The organism is Mycolicibacterium hodleri (assembly GCF_025822245.1).
Classification (GTDB): Bacteria; Actinomycetota; Actinomycetes; order Mycobacteriales; family Mycobacteriaceae; genus Mycobacterium; species Mycobacterium hodleri.
Genome location: NZ_JACKTL010000030.1, coordinates 69,019 through 92,704 on the forward strand (window position 1 = coordinate 69,019; position 23,686 = coordinate 92,704).

18 protein-coding genes are annotated in these 23,686 nt (G+C 69.3%); 10 read left to right on the forward strand and 8 right to left on the reverse strand.

All coding sequences use genetic code 11. The annotated features are described in order from the left end of the window. Window positions 1–98: 98 nt before the first annotated feature. Both H7J06_RS12160 and H7J06_RS12165 read left to right on the forward strand, forming a co-directional pair. Window positions 99–1,247, forward strand: coding sequence for a metallophosphoesterase family protein (locus tag H7J06_RS12160; RefSeq protein WP_264039116.1), 1,149 nt, complete (start codon window positions 99–101; stop codon window positions 1,245–1,247). After that, the gene (locus H7J06_RS12165; RefSeq protein WP_264039117.1) at window positions 1,244–3,865 is read left to right on the forward strand and encodes an AAA family ATPase; all 2,622 of its coding nucleotides are present in this window, start codon (window positions 1,244–1,246) and stop codon (window positions 3,863–3,865) included. The genes H7J06_RS12160 and H7J06_RS12165 overlap by 4 nt, the downstream gene beginning before the upstream one ends. Here H7J06_RS12165 and H7J06_RS12170 read toward each other — a convergent pair. Both H7J06_RS12170 and H7J06_RS12175 read right to left on the reverse strand, forming a co-directional pair. Then, window positions 3,862–5,223, reverse strand: coding sequence for an LLM class flavin-dependent oxidoreductase (locus H7J06_RS12170; RefSeq protein WP_264039118.1), 1,362 nt, complete (start codon window positions 5,221–5,223; stop codon window positions 3,862–3,864). The genes H7J06_RS12165 and H7J06_RS12170 overlap by 4 nt on opposite strands. 71 nt (window positions 5,224–5,294) lie before the next feature. After that, window positions 5,295–6,521, reverse strand: coding sequence for an acyl-CoA dehydrogenase family protein (locus H7J06_RS12175; protein WP_264039119.1), 1,227 nt, complete (start codon window positions 6,519–6,521; stop codon window positions 5,295–5,297). A 90-nt stretch (window positions 6,522–6,611) separates the two neighbouring features. On the opposite strand from H7J06_RS12175, the gene H7J06_RS12180 reads away from it, so the two are divergent. Further along, window positions 6,612–7,886 carry an alpha/beta fold hydrolase gene (locus tag H7J06_RS12180; protein ID WP_264039120.1) on the forward strand — a complete coding sequence of 425 codons (1,275 nt, stop codon included), beginning with the start codon at window positions 6,612–6,614 and terminating at the stop codon, window positions 7,884–7,886. Here the strand turns inward: H7J06_RS12180 and H7J06_RS12185 are convergent. The 4 genes from H7J06_RS12185 to H7J06_RS12200 are packed head-to-tail and all read right to left on the reverse strand — an operon-like array spanning window position 7,873 to window position 13,293. Then, window positions 7,873–9,543 (reverse strand): oligopeptide ABC transporter substrate-binding protein OppA, encoded by a 1,671-nt coding sequence (locus tag H7J06_RS12185; RefSeq protein ID WP_264039121.1) that lies wholly within the window; start codon window positions 9,541–9,543, stop codon window positions 7,873–7,875. The two genes, H7J06_RS12180 and H7J06_RS12185, sit on opposite strands and share 14 nt — an antisense overlap. A gap of 18 nt (window positions 9,544–9,561) precedes the next feature. Beyond that, window positions 9,562–11,385, reverse strand: a complete 1,824-nt coding sequence (locus H7J06_RS12190) for an oligopeptide ABC transporter ATP-binding protein OppD (protein ID WP_264039122.1) — start codon at window positions 11,383–11,385, stop codon at window positions 9,562–9,564. Beyond that, window positions 11,382–12,314: an oligopeptide ABC transporter permease OppC gene (locus H7J06_RS12195; RefSeq protein ID WP_275079323.1), complete on the reverse strand. Its 933-nt coding sequence runs from the start codon at window positions 12,312–12,314 to the stop codon at window positions 11,382–11,384. Before H7J06_RS12195 ends, H7J06_RS12190 begins: the two co-directional genes overlap by 4 nt. A gap of 1 nt (window position 12,315) precedes the next feature. Continuing rightward, window positions 12,316–13,293, reverse strand: coding sequence for an oligopeptide ABC transporter permease OppB (locus tag H7J06_RS12200; protein WP_264039123.1), 978 nt, complete (start codon window positions 13,291–13,293; stop codon window positions 12,316–12,318). A 192-nt stretch (window positions 13,294–13,485) separates the two neighbouring features. Between H7J06_RS12200 and H7J06_RS12205 the strand changes: the two genes are divergently transcribed. Next, window positions 13,486–13,737, forward strand: coding sequence for a hypothetical protein (locus tag H7J06_RS12205; protein WP_264039125.1), 252 nt, complete (start codon window positions 13,486–13,488; stop codon window positions 13,735–13,737). A 2-nt stretch (window positions 13,738–13,739) separates the two neighbouring features. Here the strand turns inward: H7J06_RS12205 and H7J06_RS12210 are convergent, their stop codons facing one another. Further along, the gene (locus tag H7J06_RS12210; RefSeq protein WP_264039126.1) at window positions 13,740–14,213 is read right to left on the reverse strand and encodes a hypothetical protein; all 474 of its coding nucleotides are present in this window, start codon (window positions 14,211–14,213) and stop codon (window positions 13,740–13,742) included. A gap of 163 nt (window positions 14,214–14,376) precedes the next feature. On the opposite strand from H7J06_RS12210, the gene H7J06_RS12215 reads away from it, so the two are divergent. From H7J06_RS12215 to H7J06_RS12240, 6 genes are all read left to right on the forward strand, one after another. Then, complete coding sequence (locus tag H7J06_RS12215) at window positions 14,377–15,081, forward strand: response regulator transcription factor (RefSeq protein WP_173008368.1); 705 nt, start codon at window positions 14,377–14,379, stop codon at window positions 15,079–15,081. Then, entirely contained in the window at window positions 15,078–16,733 is a 1,656-nt protein-coding gene (locus H7J06_RS12220) for a sensor histidine kinase (RefSeq protein ID WP_264039127.1), read from the forward strand. Before H7J06_RS12215 ends, H7J06_RS12220 begins: the two co-directional genes overlap by 4 nt. A gap of 23 nt (window positions 16,734–16,756) precedes the next feature. Next, window positions 16,757–18,646, forward strand: a complete 1,890-nt coding sequence (locus H7J06_RS12225; protein WP_372515293.1) for a glycosyltransferase family 39 protein — start codon at window positions 16,757–16,759, stop codon at window positions 18,644–18,646. A gap of 55 nt (window positions 18,647–18,701) precedes the next feature. Then, window positions 18,702–19,979 carry a bifunctional glycosyltransferase family 2/GtrA family protein gene (locus tag H7J06_RS12230; RefSeq protein WP_264039128.1) on the forward strand — a complete coding sequence of 426 codons (1,278 nt, stop codon included), beginning with the start codon at window positions 18,702–18,704 and terminating at the stop codon, window positions 19,977–19,979. Between the two features lie 25 nt (window positions 19,980–20,004). Beyond that, a complete protein-coding gene (locus H7J06_RS12235) occupies window positions 20,005–21,921 on the forward strand; it encodes an ArnT family glycosyltransferase (RefSeq protein WP_372515294.1) in 1,917 nt (638 codons plus the stop codon). 65 nt (window positions 21,922–21,986) lie between these two features. Next, window positions 21,987–22,478 carry a beta-class carbonic anhydrase gene (locus H7J06_RS12240; protein ID WP_264039129.1) on the forward strand — a complete coding sequence of 164 codons (492 nt, stop codon included), beginning with the start codon at window positions 21,987–21,989 and terminating at the stop codon, window positions 22,476–22,478. A gap of 16 nt (window positions 22,479–22,494) precedes the next feature. On the opposite strand, the gene H7J06_RS12245 is transcribed toward H7J06_RS12240, so the two are convergent. Then, entirely contained in the window at window positions 22,495–23,667 is a 1,173-nt protein-coding gene (locus tag H7J06_RS12245) for a sulfotransferase family protein (protein ID WP_275079340.1), read from the reverse strand. Window positions 23,668–23,686: the final 19 nt, after the last annotated feature.

The window sequence follows — 23,686 nt, forward strand, 5'->3', positions numbered from 1 at the left end:
ACATGCCGACCGAGGTCCGCTGACTTGTCGGAGCGCGGACCTACACTCGCCATGCCCGTCAAAACGACGGTCCACGAGTAGAGAGCTGAGGAGTCCGGATGCGCTTCCTGCACACCGCCGACTGGCAGCTCGGGATGACCCGCCACTTCCTGAACGGCGAGGCGCAGCCGCGATATTCGGCCGCCCGCCGCGACGCCGTCGCCAGCCTCGGTGCCGTCGCGGCGGAGACGGGCGCGGAGTTCGTCGTGGTGGCCGGCGACGTCTTCGAGCACAACCAGCTGGCGCCGCGCGACGTCAGCCAGTCCTTGGAGGCCACGCGGGCCATCGGCGTGCCGGTGTATCTGCTTCCCGGCAACCATGATCCGCTCGACGCGTCGTCGGTCTACACGAGTGCCCTGTTCGCCGCGGAACGGCCGGACAACGTCGTCGTGCTCGACCACGCCGGGGTGACCGAGGTGCGTCCCGGACTCGAGATCGTCGCGGCGCCTTGGCGTTCCAAGAAGCCGACCAGCGATCTGCTGGGTGAGGTGCTCGGCGGGATCGCCGCCGACGGGGTCACCCGCATCGTCGTCGGTCACGGTGGCATGGATCTGTTCGAACCGGACCGCGACAAGCCGTCCCTGATCCGCTTGGCCACCGTCGAGGCGGCGCTCGCGCGGGGCGCCGTGCACTACGTCGCCCTGGGCGACAAGCATTCCCGCACTCGGGTCGGGTCTACGGGCCGAATCTGGTACTCGGGTTCCCAAGAGGTCACCAACTACGACCACATCGAGCCCGATCCTGGCCACGTGCTGGTCGTCGACGTCGACGAGCAGGACCCGGCCCGTGCGGTGCACGTCGAGAGCCGGCGCGTCGGCCGCTGGAAGTTCGTCACGCTGCGCCGGTCGGTCGACTCCGCAAGGGAGGTCGTGGATCTCGACATCAACCTCGACCAGTTGCCCGACAAGGAACGCACGGTGGTGCAGATCGCGTTGACGGGCACGCTGACGGTGACCGACAAGGCGGCGCTCGACGCCTGCCTGGACAAGTACGCCCGGTTGTTCGCCGCACTCGCGACGTGGGAAAAGGAGACCGACCTCGCCGTGATGCCCGCCGACGGCGAGTTCGACGACCTGGGCATCGGCGGTTTCGCGGCCGCCGCCGTCGACGAGTTGGTCGCGACCGCCCGCACCGACACCGCGCAGGCCGACCAGGCCAGGGCGGCACTGGCGTTGCTGCTGCGACTGACCGATCGGGGGGTGGCGTGAAGCTGCACCGATTGGTCCTGCGCAACTATCGCGGTGTCGCCCACCGCGACGTCGAGTTTCCCGACCGCGGTGTCGTCGTGGTGTCCGGCGCCAACGAAATCGGCAAGTCGTCGATGATCGAGGCGCTGGATCTGCTGCTGGAGGCCAAGGACCGCTCGACCAAGAAGGAGGTCAAGCAGGTCAAGCCGACGCACGCCGACGAGGGCGCCGAGATCACGGCCGTCATCTCCACGGGCCCCTACCGTTTCGAGTACTTCAAGCGGTTCCACAAGAAGCCGGAGACCCGGCTGACCGTGTCGGCGCCGCAGCGCGAGCAGCTCACCGGTGACGAGGCGCACGAGCGGGTGCTGGCGATCCTCGCCGAGACGGTCGACACCGAACTGTGGCAGGCGCAGCGCGTCCTGCAGTCGGGATCGACTGCCTCGGTTGATCTTTCGGGATGTGACGCGTTGGCGCGCGCCCTCGACGCGGCCGCCGGCCAGGCGGTCACGCTGTCGGGATCCGAGCCGTTGCTCGTCGACCGGATCGACGCCGAGTTCCGGCAGTACTTCACCGCGATGGGTCGCGCGACGGGGCCGCTGGCATCGGCCGTCGCCCGATTGCGCGACGCGCAGCAGCAGGTCGAGCAGTGCCAGGCCGCGGTCGCCGAAGTCGACGAGGCGGTGGTCCGGCACGCCGAACTCTCCGACGAGCTGCTCCGGCTCTCCCAGCAGCGGGCGCAGGCCGCCGAGCGGGTTCGCGTCGCCACGACCGCCGCGGCTGCCGTCAAGAAGCTCGAGGACCGGCTGGCGCAGGCACGCGCCCTGGCCGAACCCGCCGAAATGGCACGGGTGGCATCGGAGGCCGCTCTCGGCGAGCGGCGCCGACTGCGCGCCGAACTGACGGAGCGAACCACCACCATCGCCGGACTCGAGGCGGCCGTGACGGCCGCCGCCGATGACGCGACCGCCGCCAACCAGGCTGCCGTGGAGGCCGCCACCGCGGCCGAGGCAGCGCGCGTCGGTGCGGTGGACGCCGCGGCCCGAGTGGAGACCGTGCGCGCAACGGTCGAGCGAATCGCTCGCCGCGGCGAGCTGTCGCGGCTGGCGGCCACGCTGGCCAAGGTCGACGCCGCGGCGTCAGAGCTGGCGGGTGTCGAGGCGGAGTTGGCGGGGATCACCCTGACCGACGACGTGATGCGGGACGTCGAGATGGCCGCGTTGGCGACCGAGCGGGCCGCCTTCCAAGCCGAGCTCGCCTCGGCGCGAGTGGAACTCGACGCGGCGGTGGATCTTCGAGTCGTGGTCGACGGCCAGCCGGTGGAGCTCTCTTCGGGTGTCACGTGGACCCAGAACGTGACGACGTCCGCCACGCTCGACCTGCCGGGCGTGATGACCGTTCGGCTGATTCCCGGTGCGCCCGCGGCTGATTCGCAGGGCCGGCTCGACAAGGCGCGGGAAATGCTGGCCGCACTGCTGGACGAGGCCGGCGTCGCCGACGTGACGCAGGCACGGGCGGTCGACGCCAGGCGGCGCGAGCTGGCGGGGTCGGTGGACCGGTTGCGCGCGATCGGCGACGCGTTGGTCGGCGACGACTCGGTGGCCGACCTGCGCGCGCGCCGGGCGGCACTGACCGAGGAGCTGGCCGCGGCCGGCGGAGCCGACGATCCCGGCCTCGACGTCGTCCGTGCCGAGCTCGAGGCGGCCACCGAGGCCTACCGGCTGGCGCGGGCCGACGAGGAGGCGCGCCGCGAGGCCGCCGCGACGGCCAGCTCGCAGGCGATGCGTGCCGCGGGCGCGGTGACGGTTCTCCGGTCGAAGCTGGAGACCGCCCGCGACGAGGTCACTAGTGCATCGGAACGCCTTGCCCGTCAACGGGAGTCGCAATCCGACGACCAGCTGGTCATCCAGGCCGAGGCCGACGTCGAGCGGGCCCGGACGGTGGTGGCGCACGTGGTGGCGATCGAGGCCGAGCTCGCCGCCTCGGGGCCGGCGGCGGTGGCCGCGGAACTGGCGGCCGCCGAGGGGAGCGCGGCGGCACTCGACGCCCGCCACGCCACGGTGACCGGCGACCTCCGTGAGGTGGCGGCGCAGCTGCGGGTGTACGGGTCCGAGGGCCGCAAGGGACGGCTGGACGCGGCGCAGACCGAATGTGAGCACGCGGCGACCGACCACGACCGGGTTCAGCGCCGGGCCGCGGCGGCCCAGCTTCTGCAGTCGGTGATGACGCGCCATCGTGACGAGTCGCGGCTGCGGTACGTCGACCCGTTCCGAACCGAGGTCGAGCGGTTGGGCCGCATCGTGTTCGGTGCCGACTTCGAGGTCGAGATCGACGGCGACCTTCGCATCCTCAGCCGCACCCTGGCCGGGTGCACGGTGCCGTTCGACTCACTGTCCGGCGGCGCCAAGGAGCAGCTCGGCATCGTCGCCCGGCTGGCCAGCGCGGCGCTGGTGGCCAAGGAGGACGGTGTTCCCGTGGTCATCGACGACGCGCTGGGCTTCAGCGATCCGCACCGGCTGGCCAGGATGGGCGAGGTGTTCGACGCCGTCGGCGGCGACGGTCAGGTGATCGTCCTGACCTGCAGCCCGGAGCGGTACGCGGGCATCGTCGACGCGCAACACCTCGCCCTGAGCGGTTAGCTCGCCACCGAGACGTCGCGCCGCCGGGGTGAGTCGAACGTTGCCGCCGGCAGCCCGAGGTGGTCGCGCAGCGTGTTGCCGGTGTACTGCTCGCGGAACAGCTTGCGCCGCTGCAACTCCGGCACCACCGAGTCGACGAAGTCGTTGAACGTGCCCGGCGACTGGGCGGCCGAGACCATGAACCCGTCGGCCTCGCCCGCGGTGAACGACTCCTCGATCTGGTCGGCGACCTGTTTGGCCGTGCCGACGAACTGAGGTAGCAGCACACCCTGGGCGTACCACTTGCCGATGTCCCGCAGCGTGAGGTTGTCGCGCTGGGCCACCCGACGGGCGGTGTCGAACAGCCCCTGGGTGCCGGTCACGGCGATGTCCTCGACGGGCGCGTCGAGGTCGTAGCGCGAGAAGTCGTGATCGGTGTGCACCGACAGGGTGATCAGCCCCGAGATCGGATCGGCGAGTTCGTTGTGGAACGCCTGCTTCTCCCTGGCGATGGACTCCGTCTCCCCGATGAAGGGGATGAACGCCGGGAAGATCAGCACGCCGTCGGGGTCACGCCCGTAGTCGTCGGCGCGGCTCTTGATGTCGTCGTAGTAGGCCCGTCGGCCCTCGGGCGTGGGGTCGATTTCGAAGATCGCCTCGGCCCACCGTGCGGCGAAGTCCCGTCCGGTGGGCGACGAGCCGGCCTGAATCAGCACCGGGCGGCCCTGCGGTGAGCGCGGCACGTTGAGCGGTCCGCGGGTGCGGAAGTACTCACCGTCGTGGTTCACCGTGCGGACCTTGTCCGGATCGGCGAACACCCCACCCTCCTTGTCGAGCACCAGGGCGTCGGCGTCCCAGCTGGACCACAGTTCGAGCGCGGTGCGGACGAATTCCTCGGCGCGTTCGTAGCGGTGGTCGTGGCCGAGGTGCTCGTCGTGGCCGAAGTTCTGCGCCTCGCTCTGCGTCAGCGAGGTCACGATGTTCCACGCGACCCGGCCGTTGCTGACGTGGTCGAGGCTGGCGAAGATACGGGCCAGCTCGTACGGGTGAAAGTAGGTGGCGGACTTGGTGATCGCGACGCCCAGCTTCGACGTCACCGCCGCGATGCTGGCGGCCACGATGGACGGGTCCAATGTCGCGGTGGCCTGCGTTCCGCGTCGCAGCGGCTCGGTGACGTCGTCGCCGTAGCGGGCGGGTGCGGCCAACAGGTCGGCGAAGAAGACGAAGTCGAACTTGCCGCGTTCGAGGATGCGCCCGATGCGGTGGTAGTACTCCGGCGTGGTGAACGCCGTGTCGCTGCCGGGATGCCGCCACGCGGCGTGGGAGTGGGTGACCTGAGAGGCGATCTGGAATCCGCCCAGGTGGAGTTGACGTGTCATGTGCTCTCGTTTCCCGCGATTTCGGCGTGATTGGTCGCGCTGGCCGCGACCAATCACGCCGAAAACGCGTGTTAGAAGTAGGCGTTGGCGGGCAGCGGGGTGTCGTGCAGCAGGTTCGCGCCGATCGCGACGGCCTTGTAGGCCACCGGGTTGTGCAGTGTGATGGTGCGGATGTTGCGCCAGTGCCGGTCCAGACCCTTCTGCCGACTCGCCGCGCTGGCGCCGCCGAGCTCCAGGAGTCGCGTCGCGGCCTCCGGGGCGATGGCGTCGAGGTGGACCTTGACCTGCGCGACCTTGATCTGGGCGTCCTGCGCGAGCCGGGCGTCCGGGTTGCCGTCGGGCGTCGTCGCCGCGGAGGTGGTGGCCGTCGCGATGGCCTCGGCGGCGTCGAGCACCGCCGCCTTGGCGACGTAGGCAGTGCTGGCCAGTTCGCCGAGGAGCCGCTGCAGCAGCGGGTCGTCGGTGGGCCGATCGGTGGGCGCGTGGCTGAAGCTGCGGTCGCGCGACCGCAACAGGGTGACCCCGTCGTCGACGACACCGGCGAGGATGCCGGCCACCACCGCGTGGATGAAGAGCTGCAGGGAGGCGTACTGGACCGACGGAACCGCCGCGGCGTCGTACGGCGAATCGGCGAGGATCTCGTCGGTGGTGACCGCCACGTTCTTGAAGACGGTGGTCCCCGTGCCGGTCCGCCGCTGGCCGAAGCCGTCCCAGTCGTCGATCAACTTGACGCCGGTGCGGTCGGCGGGCACCACGACCGTGGCCACGGAGTCGTGATCGGTGGTCGCGGTGACCGTCAGGTAGTCCGAGAACAGCGTGCCGGTGCTGTAGAACTTCTCGCCATCGAGCCGGTAACCACCCGCCGGATCGGGCAGCAGCCGGGTGTTGAACACCAGGCTGCCGACGGCGTTGGATCCCTTCTCGCTGAACGCGTTGCCGAAGAGCTGTCCGTCGGCCACCTTCCGCAGCCAGTGCAGTGACGCGGGGTCACCCGAGACGGTGCGCAGCCGCTCCTCGACGAACCAGAAGTGCGTTCGGAAGATGTGCGCCACAACGGGATCCGCGCGGGCGACGTCGACGACCGCGGAAAAGAGCTGTGGCACAGTCAGTCCGGGGCCGCCAAGTTCGTGGGGCAGGCGCAGGGTGCCGAATCCGGCGCGCTTGAGAGCGGAAACTTCGTCAAAGGGATTCTCGTCGTTCAGGTCTCGGTCCTTGGCCCCGGCCGCGATGCGGCCGAGTAGCTCGTCCCACTGTGGCGAGCCTGGGAGAATGCGGGCGTTGTTCTCGACGGTGGTCATGTCGTCGTTTCTACGCAAGCCCGCATCCGGCGGCACTGCTTTGGCTCACCCCGAACCTAAGAGCCGCCCAACCAGGGCACAATGGAGGTGATGACCATGAATGCCGGGCGCCGGCGAGTGCACGACAGGTTGGCCGCGCTGCCCGGGGTGAGCTCGGTGCGCAGGCCCATCCTCGACGACGGGTCCGACGAGTTCGATCTGTTCTACGTGCGGGTGGGCGAGAAGTCGGACCACCCGCTGCTGATCATTCCCGGCGGCCCGGGTGCGGCGTCGATCGCGCTCTATCGCGGACTGCGCAAGCACGCCGTCGCCGACGGTCTCGACGTGATCATGGTCGAGCATCGCGGGGTCGGGATGTCGCGCCACGACGACGACGGTGCCGACCTGCCGCTCGAGGCGATGACCATCGAGGCGGTGGTGGGTGACATCGCCGCCGTGCTCGAGCACGCCGAGGTCGAGTCGGCCGTCGTCTACGGCACGTCGTACGGCACCTATCTGGCGGCCGGGCTCGGTGTCCGGCACCCCCAGCGGGTGCACGCGATGATCCTGGACTCTCCGCTGCTGTCGGCCGACGACGTCGACCTGGTCCGCGAGGCCGTTCGCCGAGTGCTGTGGGACGGGGTGGACGACGTCAACGGCGAGAACGAGGAGACCGCCGAGCTCGCCGCCAAGGTGCGACGACTGGTCGCCGACGGCGTGCTCACGCCGGCCGCCACCCAGCTCGCCGCCGACATGTACGGGCTCGGGGGAGCGGAGCTGCTGGGCCGCCAGCTCGACCTGCTGCTCAAGGATCACGACTGGGTGTGGGGTGCGGTGGGGCTGGGCACGCGCCTGCTCGTCGAGCGCAAGACGCCCTTCCACAACGAACCCGACCTCGTCGGCCGCATCGGTTACCGCGAGCTCAACTACGGCGCGGTGCCCGACGGCAAACCACTCGACCCGGCCGTGGCGTTGCGCGAGATGGCTACCGGGGAGGTCGACTTCGTCGAGGAACCGTTCGACCTCATCGCCGAGATGCCGACGTTCACCTGGCCGACGGTGGTCATCTCCGGTGGTCGGGACCTGACCACGCCGCGGGCGGTGGCGTGCCGGATCGCCGAGTTGATTCCCGATTCGGTGCTGGTGGAGATGCCCACCAGTGGGCACAGCGTCGTCGACACCAAGGAGCGCTCCGCGCTCGACGTCGTGCGGGCCGTCTACGCCGGGGAGATTGCCGAATTGCCCAGTCGGTCAGCCGAACTCGACGCCGTGCCGAGCCTGCTCAGCGTCCGTCTGCTCAAGCGGGCGATCACCGCGGCCGCGGTCGCGGAGTCGGTGGTGCCGTCGGCGGTACCGCGCGTGGTCCGCAACGTCACGACTTCGTGAACCCGATCGCGGTGTAGTCCACGTCGGCCAGCCCTGGTGCGCCGAAGTTGGCCAGATTGCTGCGCACCGCCACGTTTCCGGCGGACTGGAACAGCGGCAAGCTGGCACCCTCGGCCCAGACCAGTGCGTCGACCTCGTTGGCCAGGCCGCGGGCCTTGTCGGGGTCGAGCTCCGACAGCGTCTGCTCGATCTTGGCGTCGATCTCCGGGCTGCCGATCTTGCCGAAGTTGCTGTCGCCGTTGGACGCATAGATTTGCGGGAGTCCGGACAGCGGGAAGGCGTCGGCCACCCAGCTGAATTGGGCGATGTCGAAGTTTCCGACGGTGACGTAGTTGGTGAAGAAGCCGCTGCCGCCCTTGGCCTGTAGGTCGAGTTTGACCCCGATCTGCGCCAGGCTGTTCTGGGCAATCTGGCCCACCTGACGCGTGCTGGCCGCGTCGTAGAACAGGTCGCGGATGACGAGCTGCTTGCCGTCCTTCTCACGGAACTGGCCGTTCATCCGCCACCCGAGGTCGTCGAGCTCCTTCTTCGCCGCCTCGGGGTCGAATGCCACGACGCCGCTGTTGTCCTGGTAGCCCTTCTGGCCCGCCACGTAGACGTGGTTGTTGAGCGGCGCCGGGTTGTCGGCGAGTCCGCGTTGCGCCACGTTGGCGATGGTTTGGCGGTCGATGCCCTTGGAAATGGCCTTGCGCAGGGCGGGGTCGGCCAGGATCGAACCGGGCGCGCCGTTGAAGGTGAAGTGGTACCAACTGGTACTCGGCGCCCGCCGAATCGAAACGCCGGCGGTGCGCTTGGCGATCGTCACGTCGTCCAGCGAGGCCAGCCCCGTGGCGTCGATGGCGTTGTTCTGCAGAGCGGGCAGGCGGGCCGCGTCGTCGAGCACCAAGAAGGTGATCGTGTCGAGGCGCGGCGGCGCCCCCCACCATTTCGGGTTGCGGCTCAAGGTGATTCGCTGTGCGGTGCGATCGAGTGCGGTCACGATGAACGGTCCCGCCGACGGCCCGGGGCCGTTCAGTTGGGCGGTGTTGAAGGCCTCCGGGGTGGCGGTCATGCTCTTGGGCGAGAGAACGGTGTTGCCCGCGAACATGCCCTTCCACTCGGCGTACGGCTTGGCGAACGTCATGATCGCCTGCCGGTCGTCGACGCCTCGGGTCACCGACGCGACCCGGTCGCTGCCGTTGGGCGCCGAGATCGCGAAGTCCTTGTTCTTGCCGCTCGTCGCGTCGATCTGAGACTTGATGTCCTCCCAGGTGACCGGCGTGCCGTCGCTCCACACCGCCTTGGGGTTGATCGTGTACGTCACGACTTGGGGATTGGTCCCGGTCAGCTCGACCTTGGTGAAGAAGTCGGTGTTGACCGACGCCGTGCCGTCGGCGGCGATCCGGAACGCCCGGGGCATGGTCGCGCGGGAGATCGCGGCCGCGTCGGCGGTGGGCCCGTTGATGTGCATCGTGTTGAAGTTGTCCGGGAAGTTCGTCAACGGGATGCGCAGGTTGCCACCCTCCTGCAACGAGGCGGGATCCTGCGGATTCACGTCGTTGGTGCTGCCGACCTCGGCGGTGCCGCCCGCCGACGGGGGCTCCTGGCTGCCGCCGGAGCACGCGGTGAGCACGACTCCGGCGACGAGGAGGGCACTGGCGAGACGTCGAATCTGCATGGGACAGACTCTAACCGCTCACGGCTGCGGCACGGCGGCCAGCAACTGCCGGGTGTACTCGTGCTGCGGGCGCGCGAAGATCTCCGCGGCGTCGCCGGACTCGACGATCGACCCCTGGAACATCACCACCAGTCGGTCGGCGAGATGCTTGACCACCGACAGGTCGTGCGAGACGAAGAGATACGACAATCCGAACCGCTCCTGCAGGTCCAGCAGCAGGTTGACGATGCCGGCCTGGATCGACACGTCGAGGGCCGAGACCGGTTCGTCGAGCGCCAAGATCTTCGGTTGCAACGCCAACGCGCGTGCGATGCCGATGCGCTGCTTCTGGCCGCCGGAGAACTCGGCCGGATACCTTCCGGCGTCCTCGCGTCGCAGCCCCACGGTGCTCAGCAGCTCGGCGACCCGCTCGTCAACGTGCTTCTTGTCGAACCCGTTGGCGGTCAACGGTTCTGCCAGCGCATCGAAGACGGGCAAGCGTGGATCGAGGGAGGCCACGGGGTCTTGGAACACCACCTGTAGATCGCCTCGCAGTGCCCGCCGCGAACGGTGGTCGAGGGTGGCGACGTCGTGGCCGAGGACTTCGATGGAACCACCTTGGGGCGCAGCGAGTTCCAGTACCTGGTGCAGCGTGGTCGACTTCCCCGACCCGGATTCTCCGACGATGCCCAGGGTTTGACCCTGCCGCAGGTCGAAGCTGACGCCGTCGACGGCCCGCACCTCGCCGATGCGGCGCCGGAACACCGCGCCCTTGGTGAGGGTGAAGGTCTTGACGAGGTTCTCGACGCGGAGCACGACGGGCGCGTCGGGGTCGGCCGCGGCGTCCGCCGGCGCCGTCGACACGCCGTAGACGTCGGCGGCCGAGCGGCCCGCGACGTCGTCGGTGCGGATGCAGGCCGCGGTGTGGCCGGGCCCCACGGAGATCAACTCCGGTTCGGCGGTGAGGCAGTCGTCGACGGCCATCGGACACCGCGGCGCGAACGGACAGCCCGGGGGGAGGGCGGCCATCGACGGTGGGACGCCGGGGATCGGCACCAGTCGAGAGCCCTGGGCGGCGTCGAGGCGGGGCACCGAACCCAGCAGCCCGACGGTGTACGGCATGACGCGGCTCTCGGCCAGGTCGGCCACCGGCGCGGCCTCGACGGCCCGGCCCGCGTACATCACCAGCGCCCGGTCGGCGAACTCCGAGACCACGCCCAGGTCGTGGGTGATGATCAGCACGCCTGCGCCCGTCACGTCGCGGGCCGTGCGCAACACGTCGAGGATCTGCGCCTGGACGGTGACGTCGAGTGCGGTCGTCGGCTCGTCGCAGATGATGAGGTCCGGGTCGTTGGCGATGGCGATGGCGATCACCACGCGCTGGCGCTCGCCGCCGGACAGTTCGTGGGGAAAGGCCTTGGCGCGGCGTTGCGGCTGCGAGATGCCCACCAACTCGAGGAGTTCCACGGCCCGCGCCGCGGCGGCCGACCGGCTGAGGTCGCGTTGGTGCACGCGAATTGCCTCCGCGATCTGCTGACCCACCGGGTAGACGGGGGTCAGCGCCGACATCGGATCCTGGAAGACCGTGCCGACCACCCGGCCACGGATGCGCGACATCCGCTGATCGTCGAGTCCGATGAGCTCGTCGCCGTGCAGCCGCACCGAGCCGGACACCCGGGCGTACTCCGGGAGCAGCCCGACGACCGCCATCGCGGTCGCGGACTTGCCCGCGCCGGATTCGCCCACCAGCGCGACGACCTCGCGGGGCTTGACGTCGAACGTCATGCCACGCACGGCCGCGACGTCCTCGGCGTCGGTGGTGAAGCCGACGCGCAAGTCGGTCACCTCGAGTAGTTCGCTCACGTGCGCCGCCGCCGCCGACGGGGTTTCGCACCCGGGTCGATCGCGTCGCGCAGTCCGTCGCCGATCACGTTGGCGCACAGCACGATCAGCACCAGGATGCCGGCCGGGAACAGGAACACCCAGGGGAACGTGGTCACCGACGGGGTGCCGTCGGCGATCAGCGTGCCGAGTGAGACGTCGGGCGGTTGAATGCCGAACCCCAGGAACGACAGTCCGGTCTCGGCGAGGATCGCGACGCCCACGTTGAGAGTGGTGTCGATGATGAGGATGGACGCGACGTTCGGCAACACGTGGCGGACGATGATCCGCCGGTTGGACACGCCCATGTACCGCGCGGCGGTGACGAACTCGCGCTCACGCAGGCTCATCGTCATCCCACGTACGATGCGCGCGCTGATCATCCAACTGAACGCCGCCAGCAGCAGGATCAACGAGAACACCCGGCCCGATTCCCCAAGGCGCGGTGTGACGATGGCGATGAGGATGAAGCTGGGCACGACCAGCAGGAGGTCGACCACCCACATCGCCGTGCGGTCCCGCCACCCGCCGAAGTACCCGGCCACCGCGCCGACGGTGGCCGCGATGATCGTCGAGAGAAAGGCCACGCAGACGCCGATCAGCAGCGACTTTTGCATGCCGCGGAGGATCTGCGCCAACAGGTCCTGGCCGAGCCCGTTGGTGCCGAACCAGTGACTGGCGCTCGGCGGCTGCTGCAGGGCGAGGAAGTCCAGATCGGTGTAGCTCCATGGCAGCAACGGCGGCAGCGCGTAACAGCCGACGAACATCGCGGCCAGGACGACCGATGCCGCCACGGCAAGCCGGTTGCGGAGGAACCGTCGCGTCGTCAACGCGCGTCGAGAGGCGAATCTTCCCACGTCCATCCCGGATTGCGCCGTCGACGACGCCTCCGTCGCGACCGGTTCGGTCATCTCAGGCCACCCTCACCCTCGGGTCCAGTGCCGCGTAGATGACGTCGGACAGCAGGCCGGCCAGCAGAATGGTGGCTCCCGTGAAGACCGTGATCGCGGCGATGATGTTGGTGTCCTGGGTGGCGATGCCCTGAATCACCCACTCGCCCATGCCATGCCAGCCGAAGATCTTCTCGACGAAGACGGCGCCCGTCACCAGACCGCCCACGCCGTAGGCGAACAGGGTGGCCATGGGTATCAGCGCCGTGCGCAGGCCGTGTTTGAACAACGCCTGGCGGCGGGTCAGGCCCTTCGCCCGCGCGGTGCGGATGAAGTCCTGGCCCAGCACGTCCAGCATGGCGTTGCGTTGATAGCGGCTGAAGCCGGCGATGGAGAACAGCGCCAGCGTGGTGGTCGGAAGGACCAGGTGCTGCAGGCGGTCGACGAACTGGCTGGCGGCCCCACCGGTCGTCGTCCCCGACGTCTCACCGGTGTATTCGAAGACGTTGAATCCCAACGCCGTATTGGCGCGCAGCGCGCCGAGGATCAGCAGGTTGGCCACGACGAACGTCGGCATGCTGATCAACAGCAGCGACAGCACCGTGATCACGCGGTCGGACACCCGGTATTGCCGGACGGCGCCCCATGCGCCGACCACCACCCCGATCACGGTGCCGAGCACCGAACCGAGGAACACCAGACGCAGGCTGACGCCGATGCGTCGCCCCAGCTCGTCGGAGACCGGTTGCCCGGCCACGGTCGTGCCGAAGTCGCCCTGCACGGCCTCGGATACCCAGTGGACGTAGCGCAGGGGGATGGGCTTGTCGAGCGCGAGCTCGGCGGCCTTGGCGTCGATGACGGCCTGCGGTGGCCGGGGGTTGCGGCCCTCGAGGCTGTCGAGCGGTTTGAACGACCACGACGCAAGCGCGAAGGTCAGGAACGACGCCAGCAGGAGCAGCACGACGTAGTTCAGCGCCCGGCGGGCGAGGAAGCGCGTCATGACGCGCCCGTCGGAAACTGCATGGCCACAGGGTAGGAGATGAACCGCCGATTGCCGTTTCCCGGTCCACGTAAGTCTTGACTGGGAGTCCGCTTGGTGTTTGATGCGCGTCTGCTTCGGTTACCCCGTGGAGCAGCGGGGGCCGACCAGGCCCCCGGCACACCCGAACAGCCCCGATTGGGAGGGACCACCATGAACGGCAAGAGCATGAAGTTAGTGGCCGCGAGCGTCGGTGCAGGAGCATTGATCGCCGGTGGCGCGTTGACCGTGGCGACGTCGAGCTCGGCGGAGCCGTCGACCCCGGGCCCCGTGCCGACGGAGGAAGCCACGATCGGCGAGACGACGACCGAGACGGTGGCGCCCGAGACGCCCACCACGTCGTCGGCCGTGCCCCCGATCGAGGGCCCCGCAGCGCTCCCGCCGGAGCAGCAGGACGCGCTGTAGACCTAGTGACCTGGTGACAGGGGAGGCCCCATGGAGGAGACCATGGCGGCCTCCCCTTGTCGCGTGGCCTTGATGACGACGGTGTCGCCGACGGCGAACGGCGGCGCGCTGGCGTTCTCGACCTCGCGAATCCCGTAGGTCTGCGTGAAGCCGTCCGCGCTGCGGGCCGTCACCGAGGTCGGCGAGATTGCCGTGATCGCGCCCGTTTGGGTCATCATCGTGGAGTAGCCGCCGTGGTCGTCGGCCACCACGTATTCACCGTGCAGTGAGGCGGGTTCGGCCTCACTGCGATGAGCTCCGAGTGGTGAGCCCGGGGGCCCCTCGAAGCCGGCGAAGCCCGCAAAGTCACCAAAACCGCCAGGTCCACCGTGTCCGCCCGTCTCGGTGGCCGCGGCGATCGCGGCTCCTCCGACGCCAGCCACCGCCGCCGCCACCGCGACGGCGCCGATCGTCTTCCGCATGCCCCAGGTGTTCACGGCAGCCACTCTGCCGGGCCAAGCTATGGGCCAGCTGTGAGACTGTGTTCACAGGTCGCGCATAGGGTTGGCACAGGACGTGCCCATCGCACGGGCCCACACTGAGGACGTGACCACCATGAACGGCGCCGACCGCGAACACGCCGATCCCGCCCGGCTCGTCATGCGCAGATCGGATGGCAAGCCCATCAACGTGCTGGTGGTCGACGACGAGCCGGTGCTCGCCGAGCTGGTGTCCATGGCGCTGCGCTACGAGGGTTGGGACATCTCCACCGCCGGTGACGGCGAAACCGCGATCGCGGTGGCCAAGGAGAACCCGCCCGACGTCGTCGTGCTGGACGTGATGTTGCCCGACATGAGCGGATTGGACGTGTTGCACGAGCTGCGCGCTCAGATTCCCGGGCTCCCGTTGTTGCTGCTGACGGCGAAGGACTCGGTCGAAGACCGCATCGCCGGCCTGACCGCGGGCGGCGACGACTACGTCACCAAGCCGTTCAGCCTCGAAGAGGTCGTCTTGCGGCTGCGGGCGTTGCTGCGGCGCACCGGGGTGGCCGACGAGACGGGCGGCGCGCAAATCGTGGTCGGCGACCTGGTTCTCGACGAGGACAGCCACGAGGTCACCCGGGCGGGGGAGCCAATCACGTTGACGGCGACCGAGTTCGAGCTGTTGCGATTCATGATGCGCAACGCCAAGCGGGTCCTGAGCAAGGCGCAGATCCTCGATCGGGTGTGGAGTTACGACTTCGGTGGTCGCTCCAACATCGTCGAGCTGTACGTGTCGTACCTCCGCAAGAAGATCGACAGCGGTCGTGAGCCGATGATCCACACGCTGCGCGGCGCCGGGTACGTCCTCAAGCCGCCGCGATGAGCCCGGGCGCCGCCGGACCGGGTCCGCGGACGGGGTCGCACAGTCGCATCCTGGCGCCGCGCACGTGGTCGCTCCGAATGCGGCTGTTGTTCACGCAGGTGGTGTTGCTCGCGGTGGTGTGCGCCAGCATCGGCATCGCGACCGAGTTTGCGCTGCAACGGTTCCTGGTACGCCAGCTCGACAACCAGGTGGTCGAGGCGGGCAAGCGCTCAGCGGCCATCTTCGAGCTGCCGCGTCCGATGCCGCCCATCCCGTTCGAGGCGTCCCGTGACTCGGACAAGGGGGGCGACGACTACGCGCCCCGCAACCGCTTCTTCGATCCGGAGGCGGGGCCCGGGCCCGGTTTCCTCAACGCGCCGGGGCAGGCCACCCGGACGGTCGGGGCCGTCGTCTCGCCGTCGGGCGACATCGACGCCGGCGTGATCACCAATGACGGTGGCCGGGCCGAGATCAGTGCCGCTGCGGCCGCCGCGCTGGCGAAGGTGCCGCCGACCCGCACCCCGGTCACGATCGAACTCGACGGCCAGGGCAAGTACCGGGTGATCGCGCTGCACGCCCGCCACGGCGACGAGACGATCGTGACGGGCTTGCCCACCGCGGTGGTCGACGACACCCTGCTGTGGGTGGTCGGCATGTTCTGCGTCCTGGCCGTCATCGCCCTGATTGCCGCCGCCACCGCGGGGGTGCTCGTCATCCGTCGTCAATTGGCGCCGTTGTCCCGTGTCACCACGGCCGCGAGGGACGTCGCGGCCCTCGAACTCGACAAGGGCGAGGTCAACCTGCCCAGCCGCATCGTCGAGGTCGACCCGGAGGGCGTGCACACCGAAGTGGGGCAGCTCGGGACGGCGTTGAACACGATGCTCGACCGCGTCGCGGGGGCGTTGTCCGCTCGCCACGCCAGCGAGACCCGGGTGCGCCAGTTCGTCGCCGACGCCAGCCACGAGCTTCGTACCCCGCTCGCCGCGATCCGCGGGTACACCGAACTCGCGCAACGAAAGAGACGCGAACTCCCCGACGACGTCGCACACGCGATGAGTCGCGTCGAGTCCGAGACCGGTCGCATGACCCACCTCGTCGAGGACTTGCTGCTGCTGGCCCGGCTCGACTCGGGGCGGGCGCTGGTGCGGGAATCGGTCGACCTGACCAGGCTCGTCGTCGACGCGGTCAGCGACGCGCACATCGCGGGTCTCGACCACGATTGGGCGCTTGACCTGCCCGAGGAGCCGGTCGTCGTGGTCGGTGACGAGGCCCGGCTGCAGCAGGTGCTGGTGAACCTGTTGGCCAACGCACGGATTCACACCCCGGCGGGAACGGCGGTCACCACGTCACTGTCCCGGGAGGGTGACACGGCGGTGCTTACCGTCGCCGACGGCGGCCCCGGCATCGCGGCCGACCTGTTGCCGGAGATCTTCGAGAGGTTTGCCAGGGGTGACTCGTCACGCGCGCGGCGCGGAGCCGCCCCGGCAGCTTCGAGCCCCAGCCCCAGCGGCAGCACCGGTCTGGGCCTTGCCATCGTCGCCGCGGTGGTCAAGGCGCACGAGGGGAAGATCGACGTCCGAAGCGAACCCGGCCGGACGGAGTTCGTCGTCCGGCTGCCCGCCCACACCGATTCTTCACAGGTGACGCACAGGGTGAGCCAATCGAGCACATAGCCCACTCACCGAAGATCGATGGAGTGACCGCCGTTCTCACGCGCCCCGCGCACGCCGACGACGGCGCCACCGACCCCGACGACCTGCGCCGTCAGCGGCTTACGCTCGGCGAACGGGTGTCGCTCGGGGTGCTGCTGGTCACCACGGCGCTGCTCTACCTGTGGAACCTGTCAATCAACGAGTGGGCCAACGGCTTCTACTCCGCGGCCGTGCAGGCCGGGGCCGACGACTGGACGGCCATGCTGTTCGGGTCCAGCGACGCCGGAAACGCCATCACCGTGGACAAGACGCCCGCCGCGCTGTGGGTGATGGACGTCTCGGTGCGGCTGTTCGGTCTCAACTCGTGGAGCGTCCTGGTGCCGCAGGCGCTGGAGGGGGTGGCCGCGGTCGCGCTGCTCTACGCCGCGGTGCGCCGGGCGGCCGGTCCGTCGGCGGCCTTGCTCGCCGGCGCGGTGTTCGCGCTGACTCCCGTCGCCGCGCTGATGTTCCGCTTCAACAACCCCGATTCCCTTCTGGTGCTCGCCCTGGTGGCCGGCGCGTACTGCGTCCAGCGCGCCTGCGAGCGGGATGCCAACCGCTGGTGGTTGACGGGTGCGGGTGCGGCGGTCGGCGTCGCCTTCCTGGCCAAGATGATGCAGGCCTTCCTGGTGCTGCCCGCGTTTGGCGTCGCCTACCTGATCGCCGCCGCGGTGCCGCTGCGGACGCGGCTGGTGAGGTTGGCCGCAGCCGTGGCGGCAATGGTGGTCAGCGGCGGCTGGTACCTGCTGCTCGTCGAGCTGTGGCCAGCGTCCTCGCGCCCGTACATCGGTGGCTCGCAGGACGACAGCATCGTCGAACTCGCCTTGGGCTACAACGGAATCGGCCGGCTCACCGGTGAGGAAACCGGTGGCCTCGGCAACATGAACTTCGACGTCGGCTGGGGACGGTTGTTCGGCGTCTCGATGGGCACCTACAGCGCCTGGCTGATCCCCGCCGCGGTGATCTTCCTCGCCGCCGGCGTGATCGTCACCCGCCGTGCCCCCCGGACCGATCCGGCGAGGGCCGGGCTGATCATCTGGGGCGGGTGGCTGGTCGTCACCGCCGTCGTCTTCAGCTACGCCAACGGCATCCTGCACCAGTACTACACGGTCGCCCTCGCCCCCGCGATCGGTGGAACCATCGGCATCGGTGCAGTGTTGCTGTGGCGCAACAGATCCGACGTGCGAGCCGTCATCGCGATGTCCGGCACCGTCCTGGTGACGGTCGTGCTCGCCGCGGTCCTGCTGGCCCGCAGGCACGACTGGCTGCCGTGGCTCGGCACGGCGGTCGCCGTCGCCGGGGTCGGCGCCGCGGTGCTGCTCCTGGTCGTGGGCCGGCTCCCGCGGCGGGTTGCCACGGGCGTGGCCGGGCTCGCGATCCTGGCATGTCTGGCGGCACCGACGGCCTACTCACTGGCCACGGTCGCCACCCCGCACTCCGGGGCCATCCCGTCGGTCGGGCCGGCACGCGGGCACGGTTCCTTCGGCGGTCCGGGCGGCCCCGGCGGCGGCTTCCTCGACATCCCCGAGCCGGGGCCGGGGCTGACGGAGATGCTGTCCGACGGCGCCGACCGGTTCCAGTGGACGGCCGCCGTGGTCGGCTCGAGCAACGCGGCGGGCTACCAACTCGCCGTCGGCGCTCCGGTGATGGCCGTCGGTGGATTCAACGGCACCGATCCGGCGCCGACGCTCGCCGAGTTCCAGCGCGACGTCGCCGACGGCCGGATCCACTACTTCATCCGCGCCCACTCGATGTTCGGCATGCCCGTGGGACGTGGCACGACCGGCAGCCGCGAGGCCGCTGACATCGGCGAATGGGTCGAGGCGCACTACGCGCCGAAGACCGTCGACGGCGTCGTCCTCTACGACCTCACCGAGGTGCCCAATCACTCATAGCCGACGCATAGCTTGCGCAAACGGTCAGCACGAGCAGCCGAACGACGATGGAGACATGACGGACATTCAGGAAGCGGACCTCACGGAGGTCGCGATGGTTCCCAGGGCGACGGCGTTCGGATCGCGGCCGAATGCCGCGCAGGAGGCCCGCAGGCTCGGCGTTCCGGTGCTGGACGTCGTGATCCCGGTCTACAACGAGCAGGCCGCGCTCGCCGACTCGGTGCACAGGCTGCACCGCTATCTGAGCGAGAGCTTCCCGTATCCGGTCCGCATCACCATCGCCGACAACGCCAGCGTCGACGACACCCCCCGCATCGCCGCGGAGTTGGCCGAGGAACTCGAGGGCGTCCGCACCGTGCGGTTGGAGGAGAAGGGCCGCGGGCGCGCGCTGCATCACGTCTGGTCGCACTCCGACGCGATGGTGCTGGCGTACATGGACGTCGACCTGTCGACGGACCTGGCTGCGGTCGGCCCCCTCGTCGCCCCGCTGATCTCCGGTCACTCGGATCTGTCGATCGGCACCCGGCTCGGTCGCGGCTCCCGCGTGGTGCGCGGTCCCAAGCGCGAGATCATCTCGCGCTGCTACAACCTGATCCTGAAGTCGACGCTGCACGCGCGGTTCTCCGACGCCCAGTGTGGCTTCAAGGCAATTCGCGCCGACGTCGCACACCGGTTGCTGCCCTACGTCGCCGACACCGGGTGGTTCTTCGACACCGAGCTGCTGGTGCTGGCCGAGCGAAGCGGTCTGCGCATCCACGAGGTCCCGGTCGACTGGGTCGACGACCCCGACAGCCGGGTGGACATCATCGCCACGGCCACCGCGGACCTCAAGGGCGTCGGTCGGCTGTTGCGCGGCTTCGCCAGCGGTTCCATTCCCGTCAACGCCATTGCCGCGCAACTGGCTCCGTCGCAATCGGCGGCTGCCGCGCCCAATTCGCTGTTCCGCCAGGTGGTGCGGTTCGGTGCCGTCGGCGTGCTGTCGACCGTGGCCTACCTGCTGCTGTTCATGGTCCTGCATCCGCTGATCGGTGCCCAGGTGGCCAACTTCGTCGCGCTGCTGGTGACGGCGATCGCCAACACCGCGGCCAACCGCCGCTTCACGTTCGGAGTCTCGGGCGCGACGAAGGCGGCCCGTCATCACGTCGAGGGGCTCATCGTCTTCGCCATCGCCCTGGCGATCACCAGTGGCGCGTTGGCGGGGCTGCACGCCTTCGTCGACCAACCGCACCGCATGCTCGAGATGTCGGTGCTGGTGCTGGCCAACCTGCTCGCCACCGCCGTCCGCTTCGTCCTCCTGCGCGGCTGGGTGTTTCACCCCCGCAGGACGCGCTGACCCGACCATCACGAGGAACACGACTGTGACACTGACTGCTGAAGACGTCCAACCGGACGCCGTCGTCGACGACCCGGCTCCGGCCGCTCCGCGCTGGACGACGCCCGCGTTCTGGGCACTGCTGGTGGGCACCGGCGTGCTCTACCTGTGGGGGCTCGGCTCCTCGGGATGGGCCAACAGCTATTACGCCGCCGCCGCCCAGGCAGGCACCCAGGACTGGAAGGCGTTGTTGTTCGGTTCCTTCGACGCGGGCAACGCGATTACGGTCGACAAGCCGCCCGCGGCGATGTGGGTCATGGGACTGTCCGGCAGGCTGTTCGGCTTCAACGAATTCACCATGCTGCTGCCCGAGGCGTTGATGGGCGTGGGTGCGGTCGCGGTGCTGTACCTCACCGTCCGGCGGACCAGCGGTGCCTACGCGGGCTTGATCGCCGGCCTGGTGTTGGCACTGACACCGGTGGCCGCGTTGATGTTCCGCTACAACAATCCCGACGCGCTGCTGGTGTTGCTGCTCCTGGTGGCGGCCTACTGCACGGTGCGCGCCCTCGACGCCAGCACCGTGCGGCGGATGACGATGTGGATGGCGTGGACCGGTTGCGCCGTCGGCTTCGCCTTCCTGACCAAGATGCTGCAGGCCTTCCTCGTCGTGCCCGGTCTGGCGGTGGCCGTTCTGGTCGCGGCACCGTTCGGCGTGTGGAAGCGACTGGGCGCGTTGCTCGTCGGCGGGGCGACGATGATCGTGTCGGCGGGGTGGTACGTCGCGCTGGTCAGCCTGTGGCCAGCCGACTCCCGGCCCTACATCGCGGGGTCGACCGACAACAGCCTGTTGCAACTTGCGTTCGGCTACAACGGCATCGAGCGCATCGCCGGCAACGAGGGTGGTGGGCCCGGTGGTGGCGGCCCCGGCCCGGGACACGGTTTCGGCGGCGGCGGCATGAACCTGTTCTTCGGCGGCGACCCCGGCATCGGTCGGCTGTTCGGCGCGTCGATGGGCGCCGAGGCGTCCTGGCTGCTGCCTGCGGCTCTCATCGGATTGGTCGCCGGACTGTGGTTGACCATGCGCACGCCGCGCACCGACCGCGTCCGCGCCGGCCTGTTGCTGTGGGGCGGTTGGCTTCTGGTGACCGGCGCGGTGTTCAGCTTCATGGCGGGCACCGTGCATCCGTACTACAACGTCGCGCTCGCCCCGGCCGTCGCCGCCCTGGTGGGCATCGCCGTCGCGCAGCTCGTCGCGCGCCGCGAATCGTGGGTGCCCCGCATCGTGCTCGCGGTGATGCTGGCGGCCACCGGGGTCTGGTCCTTCCTGCTGCTGAACCGCACGCCCGAGTGGTGGCCGGCGATCCGCTGGATCGTGCTCGTCGGGTCGATCGTGGTGGCGGTACTGCTCGCCGTCCGGGCGCACCGTCTCGGCAGGGCGGCCGTCGCCGTCGTCGTGGCGACCGTCGTCGTCGGGCTTGGCGGATCGGCGGCCTTCTCGATCTACAACGTGGCCAGCGCGCACAACGGCCCCGGCACCATGTCGGGTCCGCAGAAGGCCGGCGGCTTCCACTTCGGCGGACCCGGCGGCCCGGGTGGACCCGGTGGCCCCGGTGGGCGCGCCGACAGCCCGGAACTCGAAGCGATGCTCAAGAGTGCGGACAACCGTTGGGCCGCAGCCGGTATCGGTTCCATGTCGGTGAGTGACCTCGAGCTCAAGACGGGCACGTCGCTGATGTCCATCGGTGGCTTCGCCGGTGGTGACCCGTCGCCGACGCTGGCGCAGTTCCAGCAGTACGTCGCCGACGGCCAGGTGCGGTACTTCCTCGCCGATTCGGGGCACGGCGGGCCGTCGTGGCACCGTACGGGTTCGGCTGGCGACATCACGGCGTGGGTGGAGAAGACGTTCACCAAGACCGACGTCGGCGGCACGACGGTCTACGACCTGCAATCACCGCGATCCTGAACCTCTGACCACGGGCAGACCGCAGCTAGCGTCAACGCCGACGTCTGCCCGTGGAGGAGATTCCCGTGTCCGTGACCGACGAGTACCTGAAGAACAACGAGGCGTACGCCGCGCAGTTCAGTGGTCCGCTTCCTCTGCCGCCCAGCAAGCACGTCGCGGTGGTCGCGTGCATGGATGCCCGCCTCGACGTGTACCGAGCGCTCGGCTTGGCACCGGGGGAGGCGCACGTCATCCGCAATGCGGGCGGTGTGGTCACCGACGACGAGATCCGCTCGCTGGCCATCAGCCAGCGCCTGCTCGGTACCCGCGAGATCATCCTGATCCACCACACCGACTGCGGCATGCTCACGTTCACCGATGACGACTTCAAGCGGCAGATCCAGGACGAGACCGGCCTGAAGCCGGAGTGGGCCGCCGAGTCGTTCGCCGATCTCGACGAGGACGTGCGGCAGTCGTTGCGCCGCATCGAGGCGAGCCCGTTCGTCACCAAGCACGAGTCGCTGCGCGGGTTCGTGTTCGACGTCGCGACGGGCAAGCTGACCGAGGTCACCCCCTGACCTCCGTCGACTGACGTCAGGACAGGAAGCGCTCGGCGTACGGGGCGAAGCGTTCCCGAACGCGCACCTCGTCCAGACCGAACATCTCGCACGACGTGGCCACCCGGCCCAGTCGATTGCGTTGATGCCCAGCCAGATACTCCTCCATCGGAGCCCGCACGACGTCGGTCACCGGCTCACCCGCCAGGGCGTAGATCTGTTCGGCCACCCCGAGCTCGTTGGCCATGAAGTCGTCGAAGCGCACGTCGACCGAGCGCTCGGGTCCGATGGCGTTGCGGTCGCGCAGGAACGCCGACAACATGAGGTCGAGGCGATCGATCCACGACGCCGCAATGCGTTCGACGGGCACCCGGCCGCGGTGCATGCGTGCCGAGTAGGTCACCATCGCGATCATCGACAGCACCACCGGCATCGGATCGCGGTGGGTGCACACGACGACCGCGCCGGGGAACACCTTGTCCAACACGGTCAGCTGCTCGAGGTGCTGAGGTGACTTGAGCAGCCAGCGCCGCCCGCCTCGGAGGAACTGCAGCGCCTTGAGCTGCGTGGCGAGATGCTCGTAATGGCTCGTCTGATCGTGGGAGAGGTAGTAGTCACGCCAGCGCGGCGCGTCGCAGAGGGTCTCCATCAGCATCGTGGAGACGTCGTTGGCGAGTAGCTGAATCTCTTCGTGCACGTGGTCGGTGGTCATCTCGTGCATGAGGGGAAAGTGCGGCATGACGAGGTTCATCACCTCGACGGCGACGTCCATTCGACTGCGCCGTGGGTCCGGCTCGACGCCGGCCTCGGACGGCAACGGAAACGGTTCCACGCCTTCCCAATACGGCAACGTGCGGAAGGTCGGCCCGGCACCTAGCAGGTTGTGCAGATGGGTCGTGCCGGTGCGGGGGAGGCCCACGATGACGACGGGTGGCTCCAACTCGACGTCGTGGATCTCGGGGTGCCGCGACAACAGATCGGTCAGCAGCAGTCGATTCTTCAGAACCTGCAACAACTGCCCGAAGAAGTTGACGACGCCCACCCCGGTGAGGCCGTCGACGTCGCGGACGTCGGCCAGATACACCTCGAGTCGTTCGCGGTAGTCGTCCGGGCCGAAGTCGTCGAGTCCGGTGTCGGCGGCTGCCCTGGCGTGCAGGGCATCCGAGTCGAGGGGGCAGTCGGGCGCCAGGGACGCAATCATGTCGCGCATCTGATCGGCCTCGGGGGTG